Below are 12,052 nucleotides of genomic sequence, written 5' to 3'. Positions count from 1 at the left end.
CGATCGTCAGCCGGTCTGGCCGGCCATCCGCTCGCGCAGACTGAGCGGCCGCATGTCGGTCCAGGCCCGCTCGATGTGGTCAAGGCACTCCTCGCGGGAGCCGGACGTTCCTTCGGCCCGCCATCCCGCGGGGATCTCCCGGTCGGCGAACCAGACCGAGTACTGCTCCTCGTGGTTGACCACCACGAGATACCGGTCGTCTGTGGACATGCTGTTCCCTTCATGCATCGGGTCCGTGCGGCCTTTCGGGTCCGGCTGGTCCGCCGGTTTTTCCGGCGCGTCCGGTCCGGCTCGACCGTCGATGGATCAGCACGCCGCTTTCTCCTTCCAGAGGTGCCGGATGTCGCCGAACTGTTCGTTCACCCAGGTGTCGGAGTAGATGGTGTCCAGGTAGCGCTCACCCCGGTCGGGCAACAGCAGGACGCAGTTGGCGTCCGCGGGCAGTGCGCCGAGTCTCTGTTCCACGGCGCTGACCACCGCGCCGGAGGAGCCTCCGCTGAGAATCGCCTCCGTACCCACCAGGCGACGGCAGCCGACCACACAGTCCTGATCGGTCATCCGCGCCACCGAGTCCGCCATGCCGTCGAAATGGAGTTCCGGACGGATGGCCGCGCCATGGCCGGGCACGAGCCGCCGGCAGCCCGTTTCGCCGAAGATGGCGCTGCCCTCGGCGTCCACCGCGACGATACGGGTGGAAAGCCCGTTGCGTGCGATGAATTGAGCACATCCGTGAATGGTGCCGCAGGTGCCGGTGGCGACGAACAGATAGTCCACTTCTCCGTCGAGCTGCTCGACTATCTCCCGCATGATGGCTTCCTGGGCCTGTGCATTGCGTACATTGGCGTACTGGTTGGGCCAGAAAACATGCGGAATGCGCTGCCGGAGCTGGTGCACCCGCTGGATCCTCGCGGGCAGGAATTCCCCCGTCTCACCGTCGCGTTCGGTGACCATGCTCAGCTCCGCGCCGTAGGCTCGGAGGATTTCCTGATTCTGCACGGTCGTCTTCGGGTCCACCACGCAGATGAAACGGAGTCCGTACAGCCGGCAGACCTGGGCCAGACCGATCCCGAGGTTTCCCGAACTCGACTCGACCACGACGGAGAGACCGGGTGTCAGCTCCCCGCTCTCGATGGCGCCGAGCACCATTCCGATGGCCGCCCGGTCCTTGACGCTGCCGCCCGGGTTCAGTGCCTCCAGTTTCGCGTAAAACCTGGCGGCCGAAAAGGGGAAAAGCCGCTTGAGTGGCACCAGTGGGGTGGCTCCGACAGCCGAGAGGACACTGTCCTGCGTACCACTGCTCCCGGCACCCGGGTTCTTCACCATGTCGGCCTCTCCTCATCAGGCTGATGCTGCCTCACCGGGCGCGGCGGTCGGTTTCTCCGGCGCCGGGGAAACCGCCGTGTTCTTCTCGGCCGCGAGGCGCAGCAATCGGTCGACGAGGCCTTCGAGTTGGTTCTTCTGTTCCGCGATGGTGAGGACGTGCTCCGCCATGTCCGCGAAGGTCGTGCCCGGGAAGTACCCCAGGTCCTCCAGCAGCATCACCTCGGTCGACTTCTCCAGCTCCAGCATCAGCTGGACCGAGGAGAAGGAATCGAGGTCGGTGAGCAGGTTCGGCCGCGGTACCCCGGGCTGTTCCCCGCAGATCATGTACGCCGTGTCCCGTACGAGTTCGGTCAGCGCGCCGACCACCACGGGATCCCTGTCCGTGGCCACTGTCCTGTCCGACATGATTGTCGCCCACACTCCTTTTCCCGCATACCGATTACTTTCGGTCTCCGCGGGTCGGTAATCCAAACACCCGGCGGAGACCGTAGCCACCGGCCGGTCACCCGACAAGGCGCTCATCGTTTCCACAGCTGGACATGCCTGTCCAGTCACATGTCCCGCTGGCGGGACGGCGCGGAAGTCGCCGCCGCAGCGTACGCACAAGACACTTGACGCCCCGTGAGCCGCATATCTACTTTCCTCGAAGTTATTCGTCGATTTGCTGCACCGGAGAAGTCGCCCGGAAATGAGGACCGTCCATCATGTTGTATCCGCACACCGAGTCCAGGCAGGTCGTGCTGCGTCCCGCCGGTATGTCCGACGCGCCGGACGCCTATGAGATTCTGTTTCGGACCGGCTACCGCGGGCTGCCCACGATCGATGAGTACGTGGCCTCCTTCGGGCGCGGGGCGTCCGCCGTGTTCCTCGTGCACCGCGAGGGCGGTGGCGAACCGGCCGGTCTCGCCACCATCTCCGCCCTGAACCCGGCCGGTCATCTGACGGTCGAGGTCACCATGGCCGCCGACCAGCCGGCCGAGTTGCTACGGGATGCCACCGCGCTGTGCACCAACTTCGCCTTCTCGATGTGGCGGACGCGGAAGGTGTACTTTCACACCACTCGGACGAGCGCTCAGGCACTGGCCTTCGGTGACGAGTATTCCGCGATGATCCGCGAGGAAGCGGTACTGCGCGACTACGTGTTCTTTCACGGCCGGACCTGGGACGTGAACGTTCTCTCCATCCGGCGGGAGGAATGGGATACACATGGCGTCGGACTCCTGAAGCTGATCAGCTGAATCAAGAACCCCACACTCTCCTGGAGGTGACGCGCCATGCCCCTTTCCGTATGGGGTTATCTGTCCGAGTACGAAAAGGAACGGAACGACATCCTCGATGCCGTCGACTCGGTGTTCCGTTCGGGGCAGTTGATTCTCGGCGAAAGCGTGAAGTCTTTCGAGCGCGAATTCGCCGCCTACCACGGAGTGCCGCACTGCGTCGGGGTCGACAACGGCACCAACGCCATTGTGCTGGGCCTGCGCGCGCTCGGGATCGGCCCGGGCGACGAGGTCATCACCGTCTCGAACACGGCGGCACCGACGGTGGTCGCGATCGAAGCCGTCGGCGCGCGGGCGGTGTTCGTCGACGTCCACCGCGACACGTACCTGATGGACGTGGACCAGGTGGAGGCGGCGATCACGCCGAAAACCGCATGCCTGCTGCCGGTCCATCTCTACGGCCAGTGCGTGGACATGGAACCGCTCATGGCCATCGCCGCACGGCACGGCCTTCCTGTCCTGGAGGACTGTGCGCAGGCCCACGGCGCCACGTACCGGGGACGCGTCGCGGGCTCCATGGGCCAGGCGGCGGCGTTCTCCTTCTACCCCACCAAGGTGCTCGGCGCCTACGGGGACGGCGGTGCCACGCTCAGCCGCGACGCCGAGGTCGACGCGCGCCTGCGACGGCTGCGTTACTACGGCATGGAGGACACCTACTACGTCGTCGAGACCCCTGGCCACAACAGCCGGCTCGACGAGGTGCAGGCGGAGATCCTGCGCCGCAAGCTGACCCGCCTCGACGACTACACGGCCAGGCGCCGCGTCATCGCGGCACGCTATGCCGAGGCGTTCAGGGGCACCGCGCTGCTCACCCCGCAGGTCGCACCGGGCAACACGCACGTCTACTACGTATACGTCGTACGGCACCCCGAGCGGGACGCGATCATCGCCGCGCTGAAGCGGCAGGACATCCTGCTGAACATCAGCTACCCGTGGCCGGTGCACATCCAGTCCGGATTCGCCCATCTCGGTTACGGCAAGGGCTCCTTGCCGGTCAGCGAGGAACTGGCCGGCCAGATCTTCTCGCTGCCCATGTACCCCTCGCTCACCGATACCGAGCAGGAGCGGGTCATCGACGCGATACACGGCGTGCTGGCCGAGCTCTGACCACAGGAGGACTGATCGTGAGAGACCGACTCATGACCGCACGGCCCAGGGACGCGAACGGGACGCGGGCGGCCGGGCAGCACTCGGTCGTCTCGCTGGACGCGTTCCATGAGTGGTGGGCCGACCGTCATCGCGACGGCCGATTCCATGTCGAGCGGATCCCGTTCTCGGACCTCGACTCCTGGTCCTTCGAAAGCGACACCGGAAACCTGGCCCACTCCAGTGGCCGGTTCTTCACCGTCGAAGGGCTCCAGGTCCGGGACAACCTCCTGGAGACATGGTCTCAACCGATCATCAACCAGCCGGAGATCGGCATCCTCGGCATCGTGGTCAAGGAGTTCGACGGCGTCCTGCACTGCCTGATGCAGGCCAAGATGGAACCGGGCAACGTCAACACGCTCCAGTTGTCGCCCACCGTGCAGGCGACCCGCAGCAACTACACCCAGGTCCACCGTGGCATGTCCACACGCTATCTGGAGTATTTCATCGGCCCCGGCCGGGGCCAGATCCTGGTGGATGTCCTCCAGTCCGAGCAGGGTGCCTGGTTCTGGCGCAAGCGCAACCGCAACATGGTGGTCCTGGTGACCGACGACGTCCCCGTGCACGACGACTACCGCTGGCTGACCGTGGAACAGATCCGCCGGCTGAACCACGTGGACAATCTCGTCAACATGGACGCGCGCACCGTGCTGTCCTGCATGCCCCTCCCGCTGCCGGACGAGTCGCACCTGCCGACCGGGGACCCCTTCCGTGACGCGCTGATCCGCTCCTGCCAGTACCAGCAGGACGGGATCGAGACCCGGCACACCTCGGGGGAGGTCCTGAGCTGGTTCACCGAGGCCAAGACCCGCTGCCACTGGACGGCGCGGCTGACCCCGCTGGCGGAGGTCAGCGGCTGGACCCGGGACGAGAACGAGATCGCCGACGAGCACGGCCGGCACTTCCGGATCGTCGCGGTGGGGGTGGAAGCCGGCACCCGCGAGGTCCAGCGCTGGACCCAGCCCCTGCTCCTTCCCCGGGGTCAGGGACGGGCGGTCTTCATGGTCCGCAACGTGGACGGGGTGCTCCATGTGCTGGTGCAGGCCCGTCCCGAGTACGGCCTGATGGACCAGGTCGAAATGGCGCCCACCGTGCACCTTCTGCCGGGTACGGGGGTTTCGGCGGTGGAGGAGCCCTTCCTGCGTGACGTACTGACCTCCGGGACGGCCACGGTCCACTACGACCAGGTGCTCTCCGAGGAGGGCGGACGGTTCCTCAACGCGCTCACCCGCTACCAGATCACCGAGGTGGGCGAGGAAGTCCCGCTCGATCCGCCCCGCAACTACTGTTGGATGACGATCCGCCAGCTGATGGACCTGCTCCGGCACGGTCACTACCTGAACATCGAGGCCCGTTCCCTGCTGACCTGCCTGCACAGCCTGTACTGACCTGCGCGGCCCCATCCATCACCGAAAGTCCGGGCGGACATGAACACGGATAGGAGCATGGACATGAGCACGGACATGGCCGCGGTGCACATCGCCGATCTGTCGCTGCCGAACGCCTGCCGGATCACCCCGGTGCGCCATGCCGACCGGCGGGGATTCTTCTACGAGGCGTTCCGCAGCGACACGATCACCGAGGCCATCGGCTACCCGTTCCGCGTCCGCCAGTTCCACTGCTCCGTGAGCCGGCGCGGCACGATCCGCGGCATTCACGGCACCCTGCTGCCGCCCGGTCAGGAGAAGCTGGTGACCTGTGTCCGCGGCGAGATCATGGACGTGGCCGTGGACCTCCGGCTGGGGTCACCGACCTTCGGCAGGTACGAGATGCTCCACCAGGTCGCCGGCAACGGAGTCTCCCTGTACCTCGCCGACGGTTTCGGCCACGCGTTCCTCGCCCTGACAGATGACGCCTGTGTCACCTTCCTCTGCTCCGAGGAGTACCAGCATGGAACGATGCTGCACGTCAACGCGCTGGATCCGGACATCGGCATCCCCTGGAACCTGACCGGAGCGCCGGTCATGTCGGACAAGGACGCTGCGGCGCCCACCCTGGCGCAAGCGGTGGACAGGGGGCTGCTGCCCACCTACGAGGAGTGCCTCGCGCACTACGAAGCCCGGCGGACCTGAGGGCTGTCCCGTAATCCCTGGTGGGCCAGGTATTACGGGACAGCCCAGGGCGCGTCGCGAAAGTCCCGCGACCGGCCCCCGGGCCCCGAATCCACAAGCACCCCATCGCCGCCCCACCCTGCACCGAGCGGAGTCGACTGCCAATGAGCGCTGAAGAGACCAACCGGCTGCGCATGGGGGTGCTGGGCTGCGCCGACATCGCCTGGCGGCGGACGTTGCCGGCCCTGGCCGCCGACGCGACGATCGATGTCACCGCGATCGCCAGCCGGAGTCCGCGGCGCGCCACCGAGTTCACCGACCGCTTCGGCGGCCTCCCGCTGGCCGGTTACGACACACTCCTCGCCCGGGACGACGTGGACGCGGTCTACATCCCGCTCCCGGGACTGCTGCACGCCACTTGGGTGGAGCGCGCCCTGCAGGCGGGCAAGCACGTACTGGTCGAGAAGCCGATGACCGCGAGCCATGCCGAGACCGCCCGGCTCATCGAACTCGCCCGGGCACGAGGGCTGGTGCTGTTGGAGAACTACATGTTCCTGCACCACTCCCAGCACGCAGCCGTACAGGACGTCCTCGCGAGCGGCGACATCGGCGAAGTCCGCGGCTTCGCCAGTGATTTCACCATCCCGCCCAAGCCGGACGGCGACATCCGCTACCAGCCGGAGGTCGGCGGGGGAGCCTTCCTCGACTTCGGTGGCTACCCGGTCCGGGCGGCCCTGCACTTCCTCGGCGGTGATCTCGACGTCGTGGGCGCCGTCTTCCGCCACGACAGCTCCCGCGACGTGGTGATGTCGGGCAGTGTGCTGCTCTGCACGCCCCAGGGCGTTCCGGCACAGCTCACCTTCGGCATGGAGCACTCGTACCGGACCAGCTACGAACTCCGGGGGAGTGCGGGACGGCTCTTCCTCGACCGCGCCTTCACCCCGCCGGAGAGCTACCAGCCGGTGCTGCGCATCGAGCGCCAGGACCACCGCGAGGAACGTGTCCTGCCCGCCGACCATCAGTTCGCCAATGTCATCGCGTTCTTCGCCGATGCCGTACGCAGCGGAGCCGAGCCGCGCGTCCAGCAGGGGAACACGCTGAAACAGGCATGGCTGATCGAGCGCATCCAGCAGGCCGCCACCGTCGTCAAGGTCTGACCCGGCGGCGGACGGCCGTGCCACCGCACCAGGGCCCCTTCGTCAGGGGGCCCACTCCGCCAGGTCCTGCGGCGAGAGCACGGTCAGCCCGGACTCGTCCGCAGGGATCCGGCCGAGCACCCAGCCGACGATCGCCGAGGCCACCTGCGCGGTCGGCACGGTGCCCTGGCCGCCCAGCGGGCCGTTCGACAGATCGGTCCACATTCTGGGAGCCCTGGCCAGCAGCACCCGTACCCCGTGCCGGGCGGCGCAGAACCTGCCCAGTGCCTCGACGGCCGTCTTCCCCACGTAGTACTGCGGGTAGCGGGCGGGCATGTCCTCCACGGCTCCCGAGGACAGCAGGACGATCCAGGCGTCGTCCTTGAGCAAGGGCAGTGCCGCCGCCAGCGGCCGCAGCGCCACCGTCAGGCTGGTGTCGACGAACGCGACGAAGCTGTCCACGGTGTCGAGGTGCAGGCCGGACGGCAGTACGGCCGGGCCCGCGCTGAGCACCAGCCCGTCGAGCCGGATCCCGGTCTCGGCCAGGACCTCCACTCCGGCGCTCATCTGCTCATGGTCCTGGGCGTCCAGCAGCAGCGGGCGCACCCGGTCGTCCCCGAACTCCTCGCGCAGCGCCTCGGCCGGGCCGGGAGCCCGCTGAGTGGCCCAGACACTCGCGCCCTGCGAGGCGAGCACCGAGACGACCGCCGCGCCGATGCCCCTACTGCCGCCGACGGCGAGGACTCGCTGCCCGGCCAGTTGGTCGCCGGCCGGCAGGACACTCGTCGCCGAGGTCCGGTCCGGAGGGGGGACAACGCGCCGCTGGAATGTGCGCAGTTCCATTTCGAGCCCGCGCCCGTCGCCCGCGCAGTCCGCCCGCACCACAACGGTGCCGCTGCGGGGATCGGCGGTGGTCACCGAGGCGGTGAAGCGCGGGTCATGGTCCGACTCCCGGTCACTCACGCGCACCCGCAGACCGGCGAAGATCACGTCCCGGCCCGGCACCCGCATCCCGGTGAACCAGCTGGCCCAGCCGAGAGCACCGAGCAGCGCGTCCGGAACGGCACGGGCGCCGAGCAGATCGGCCAGCGCGCGCAACCCCTCGGGGGCGGGCAGGCCGTACGCCCCGTTCCAGCTCTCGCCCGGCGCGCGGTCTCTGGAAGGCTCCGGCTCCACCGCGGTCGGCCGCTTTCCCGGTACGACGGCGTTCTCCAGCCCGTCACCGCGGAGCACATCGCAGCGCAGGACCGGTGTGGCGCCCTCGCGGACGACCACGGCGACCGAGCCGTCCTCCTGCTCGGAGACGGCGGCCCGGTACGTACGGCCGGGAAAGAGCGGGCCGGAGAACCGGGCACCGAGCCCGGAGGCGGTATGCAGCCGCTGGGCCGGTACCGCCGCCAGCGCGGCGATCACGGCCAGCGCACCGGGCACTTCGCAGGCGCCGCTGGAGGTACGCCGTGCGAAAGCGGGATCGCCGTACTGCGGGTTGCGATCACCGGATGCCGCGGCGAACGCCTCCACGTCATCCGCAGTGAGGCAGAGTATTAATTCGTCCAACAACGCCTTTCTCCTTTTCTTCGCCCGGTAGCACACCGGACGATATCGCATCATCAGCCGGTGCGGTGGACCGGTCAATTCCCAAGGATTATGCTCCCCCGCAGCAGATGCCCGAACCCGGCACAGATGAACTCGGCGAGGTTTTTTTATGTTCACCGAAGACCATGCGGATGTTTTTGAAAGCATCTACCGCAGTCGTGGAAAGGACTGGAGGCAGGAGGCGAAGGACGTCTCCGCGCAGATCCTCGCCCGAGTCCCCGAGGCGACATCACTGCTGGACGTGGCCTGCGGGACCGGGGCTCATCTCGCCGCCTTCCACGAGGACTTCCCGCACGCCGAGGGGGTCGAACTGGCGGAGCCCATGCTGGCGGTGGCCAGGAAGCGGCTCGCCGGAATTCCGCTCCACCAGGGAGACATGCGCGCCTTCCGGCTGGACCGCACCTTTGACGCCGTGGTGTGCATGTTCTGCTCCATCGGCTACCTCGACGACGTGTCCCAGATGCGGGACGCGATCCGCTGCATGGCCCGTCATGTCACTCCCGGCGGCGTTCTTGTCATCGAGCCGTGGTGGTTCCCCGAGCAATTCATCGACGGCTATGTCGCCGGGGATCTGAGCCGCGAAAAGGGCCGTACCATCACCCGTGTCTCGCATTCCATCCGGCAGGGTGACAAAACCCGGATGGAACTGCGGTACGTGATCGGCGAGGCGAGTGGTATCACCGAGTTCACCGAAATCGAGCTGCTCAGCCTGTGGCGCAAGGACGAGTACCTCGCCGCCTTCGCCGACGCCGACTGCCCCGCCGAATTCCTCGAATCCGGCCCGACCGGCCGCGGTCTGTTCATCGGCGTCCGAAAGCGCTGACGCACACGGGCCGTCCCGCCGGCGAGACGCCACCCGACAGGAGAGACATGCGCGTCCTGTTCGCCACGTATTCCGAGACAACCCATTTCCATGCCATGGTCCCGCTGGCATGGGCGCTCGCTGCAGCCGGGCACGAGGTGCGGGTGGCCAGCCAGCCCGCTCTGACCGAGGTGATCACCCGGACCGGGCTGACCGCCGTCCCGGTGGGCACCGACCACGCCCTCTGGCGGATCTCGAACCGGTTCCTCACCCAGCGGTTCGCCGAGGCGAACCCTGTGGCGTACAACAGGATCCGAGGGGTTGATCTGCCCCCCTTCGCCCGGTCCGAGGAGTCGGCCGAGAGTACCGGCTGGGAGTATCTGCGCTCCGGCTACGAAGACATCCTGCGCAGCTGGTACAAGATCATCAATGATCCGCTGACCGAGGACCTGGTCGGCTTCGCCCGGCAGTGGCGGCCGGATCTGGTGATCTGGGAGCCGACCACGCACGGTGGGCCGATCGCGGCCGAGGCCGTGGGCGCGGCACACGGCCGCCTGCTCTGGTCCCTGGACATCTTCGCCAGGACCCGGCAGAAGTTCCTCCGGCTCCGGGAGCGGCAGCCGCCCGGACAGCGCCAGGACCCGCTCGGCGAATGGGTGGGCGACCAGGCCGCCGCGTACGGGGTGGAGTTCTCCGAGTCGTTGATCACCGGCCAGTTCACCCTCGACCAGTACCCCGCCCCCCTGCGGCTGGACACCGATGTGCACCACGTCCCGATGAGGTACGTGCCCTACAACGGCACCTCGGTGGTCCCACGGTGGCTGAGGGAGCCACCGGCGCGGCCACGGGTCTGCCTGACCCTCGGCCTGTTCAGCACGGACCGGTTCGGCGGCTACCCGATCAGTGTGCAGGACGTCCTCGACTCGGTCGCCGACCTCGACATCGAACTCGTCGGCACGCTCGCCGAGGAGGAACGGGGCAAGCTGGTCCGCGTACCGGACAACACCCGGCTGGTGGAGTTCGTGCCCTTGCAGGCGCTGGCGCCCACCTGTGCCGCGGCCATTCACCACGGCGGCTTCGGCACCACCAACACCGTCGCGGCCTCCGCCGTACCCCAACTGGTGATCTCCGAGCAGCACGACACCCCGATGCTCGGCCGACGGCTGCGGGCGTACGGGGCCGGACTGTCCGAGTTCTACACGGACATCACCGGCGAGCGGGTCCGCGCGCACCTGGTGCGGCTGCTCGAAGAGCAGTCCTTCGCCACCGCCGCCGCCGCGCTCCGGGAGGACATGCTCAGCATGCCCACTCCCCGGGAGCTGGTGCCGGTCCTTCAGAAGCTGACCGCCGACCACCGCACACGGCCCACTACGTCCCAAGGAGCGACATGCGCGTCATCATCGCAGGCGGCGGCATCGCCGGCCTGGCCACGGCGCTGAGCCTGCACGCCGCCGGCGTCGAGTCCATCACGGTCACCGAGGCGGCCGACGAGATCAGACCGCTCGGTGTGGGCATCAACCTGCTCCCGCACGCCGTTCGCGAACTCACCGAACTCGGCCTCGCCGACGAGCTGGCCGCCATCGCGGTCCCGACCAGGGAACTGGCGTACTTCAATCATCACGGCCAGCTCATCTGGTCCGAACCGCGTGGTCTTGCCATGGGCTACCAGTGGCCGCAGTACTCGGTGCACCGCGGTCGGCTGCAACTGATGCTGCTCAAAGCCGTGACCGACCGCCTCGGTGCCGACGCGATACGGACCGGGCACCGGCTGACCGGCTTCACCACGGCCGCCGCCTCCGCCTCCGCCTCCGCCGATGTGACGGCCCATTACGGATCGCCCGGGACCGGCGGAACGACGACCGCGCTCACGGGCGATCTCCTGATCGGTGCCGACGGCATCAGGTCGACGGTCCGCGCCCGGCTGTATCCGGCGGAGCCCGCGCCGTTGTGGAACGGGCTGGTGCTGTGGCGCGGTACGACCCGGGCCCGGCCCTTCCGCGGCGACCGCTCGATGATCATGGCCGGTAACGATGAACAGAAGTTCGTCGCCTACCCGATCACCGCCCCGGACGCCGACGGGAAGGTCGAGATCAACTGGATCGCGGAACGCCCCCTGGAGCGGGCGGATGGAGATCGAGGGGACTGGAACCGCCCCGTCCGTGTGGCCGAGTTCCTGCCCCACTTCGCGGACTGGCGGTTCGACTGGCTGGACGTGGCCGGGACCATCCGGCGGGCGGCGGCCGCGTACGAGTACCCCATGGTGGACCGGGATCCCCTGCCGCGCTGGACCCATGGGCGGGTGACGCTGGTCGGCGACGCCGCCCACCCCATGTACCCCATCGGCTCGAACGGCGCCTCGCAGGCGATCCTTGACGCCCGGGTGCTCAGCGACGCCCTCGCCAGGACGGGCGAGCCGGGCCCGGCGTGCGAGGCCTACGAGGCCGAACGCAGGCCCGCGACGAGCGCGATCACTCTGGCGAATCGGCAGATGGGCCCCGAACTGGTGCTGAAACGCGCCCACGAGAGGGCACCCGAGGGCTTCACGGACATCGAGCGGGTACTGCCGCTGGCCGAGCGGGAGGAGATCGCCGCCCGGTACAAGCGACTGGCGGGGTTCGACCCGGTGCTGTTGAACCAACGGCGCAGCTACGACGCCACGCTGTCCACCTGACCCGGGCTCGGCCTCGGACGCCGACACCCTCGTATCTCCGGTGCCGACGG

Annotated in this window: 12 protein-coding genes; 8 read left to right on the top strand and 4 right to left on the bottom strand. The window is 68.2% G+C overall.

Translation table 11 applies throughout. The features are described from left to right. Positions 1–6 precede the first annotated feature (6 nt). From ACF08M_RS22840 to ACF08M_RS22830, 3 genes are all read right to left on the bottom strand, one after another. A complete protein-coding gene (locus ACF08M_RS22840) occupies positions 7–210 on the bottom strand; it encodes an MbtH family protein (RefSeq protein ID WP_392187101.1) in 204 nt (67 codons plus the stop codon). 96 nt (positions 211–306) lie between these two features. After that, a complete protein-coding gene (sbnA, locus tag ACF08M_RS22835) occupies positions 307–1,323 on the bottom strand; it encodes a 2,3-diaminopropionate biosynthesis protein SbnA (protein ID WP_392187100.1) in 1,017 nt (338 codons plus the stop codon). 15 nt (positions 1,324–1,338) lie between these two features. Beyond that, positions 1,339–1,728 carry a hypothetical protein gene (locus tag ACF08M_RS22830; RefSeq protein WP_392187099.1) on the bottom strand — a complete coding sequence of 130 codons (390 nt, stop codon included), beginning with the start codon at positions 1,726–1,728 and terminating at the stop codon, positions 1,339–1,341. A 299-nt stretch (positions 1,729–2,027) separates the two neighbouring features. Here ACF08M_RS22830 and ACF08M_RS22825 point away from each other — a divergent pair, with 299 nt between their 5' ends. The 5 genes from ACF08M_RS22825 (at position 2,028) to ACF08M_RS22805 (ending at position 6,954) form a co-directional block, all read left to right on the top strand. After that, positions 2,028–2,561 (top strand): GNAT family N-acetyltransferase, encoded by a 534-nt coding sequence (locus ACF08M_RS22825; protein WP_392187098.1) that lies wholly within the window; start codon positions 2,028–2,030, stop codon positions 2,559–2,561. Between the two features lie 36 nt (positions 2,562–2,597). Continuing rightward, a complete protein-coding gene (locus tag ACF08M_RS22820) occupies positions 2,598–3,707 on the top strand; it encodes a DegT/DnrJ/EryC1/StrS family aminotransferase (protein WP_392187097.1) in 1,110 nt (369 codons plus the stop codon). Between the two features lie 17 nt (positions 3,708–3,724). Continuing rightward, the gene (locus tag ACF08M_RS22815; RefSeq protein WP_392187096.1) at positions 3,725–5,134 is read left to right on the top strand and encodes an NDP-hexose 2,3-dehydratase family protein; all 1,410 of its coding nucleotides are present in this window, start codon (positions 3,725–3,727) and stop codon (positions 5,132–5,134) included. Between the two features lie 63 nt (positions 5,135–5,197). After that, positions 5,198–5,818, top strand: coding sequence for a dTDP-4-dehydrorhamnose 3,5-epimerase family protein (locus tag ACF08M_RS22810; RefSeq protein WP_392187095.1), 621 nt, complete (start codon positions 5,198–5,200; stop codon positions 5,816–5,818). Positions 5,819–5,961: 143 nt separating this feature from the next. Then, the gene (locus tag ACF08M_RS22805) at positions 5,962–6,954 is read left to right on the top strand and encodes a Gfo/Idh/MocA family protein (protein WP_392187094.1); all 993 of its coding nucleotides are present in this window, start codon (positions 5,962–5,964) and stop codon (positions 6,952–6,954) included. A 42-nt stretch (positions 6,955–6,996) separates the two neighbouring features. Here ACF08M_RS22805 and ACF08M_RS22800 read toward each other — a convergent pair whose 3' ends face one another. Continuing rightward, the gene (locus ACF08M_RS22800; RefSeq protein ID WP_392187093.1) at positions 6,997–8,490 is read right to left on the bottom strand and encodes an SDR family oxidoreductase; all 1,494 of its coding nucleotides are present in this window, start codon (positions 8,488–8,490) and stop codon (positions 6,997–6,999) included. A 148-nt stretch (positions 8,491–8,638) separates the two neighbouring features. On the opposite strand from ACF08M_RS22800, the gene ACF08M_RS22795 reads away from it, so the two are divergent. The 3 genes from ACF08M_RS22795 to ACF08M_RS22785 are packed head-to-tail and all read left to right on the top strand — an operon-like array spanning position 8,639 to position 12,002. Continuing rightward, positions 8,639–9,352, top strand: a complete 714-nt coding sequence (locus ACF08M_RS22795; RefSeq protein ID WP_392187092.1) for a class I SAM-dependent methyltransferase — start codon at positions 8,639–8,641, stop codon at positions 9,350–9,352. A gap of 47 nt (positions 9,353–9,399) precedes the next feature. Continuing rightward, positions 9,400–10,770, top strand: coding sequence for an activator-dependent family glycosyltransferase (locus ACF08M_RS22790; RefSeq protein WP_392187091.1), 1,371 nt, complete (start codon positions 9,400–9,402; stop codon positions 10,768–10,770). Continuing rightward, positions 10,719–12,002 (top strand): flavin-dependent oxidoreductase, encoded by a 1,284-nt coding sequence (locus tag ACF08M_RS22785; RefSeq protein ID WP_392187090.1) that lies wholly within the window; start codon positions 10,719–10,721, stop codon positions 12,000–12,002. The genes ACF08M_RS22790 and ACF08M_RS22785 overlap by 52 nt, the downstream gene beginning before the upstream one ends. The last annotated feature ends 50 nt before the right edge of the window (positions 12,003–12,052 follow it).

It is taken from the genome of Streptomyces sp. NPDC015032 (assembly GCF_043080425.1).
Lineage (GTDB): Bacteria > Actinomycetota > Actinomycetes > Streptomycetales > Streptomycetaceae > Streptomyces.
The sequence above is the reverse complement of the archived record's forward strand: the minus strand, read 5'-3'. Positions and strand labels throughout refer to the sequence as shown.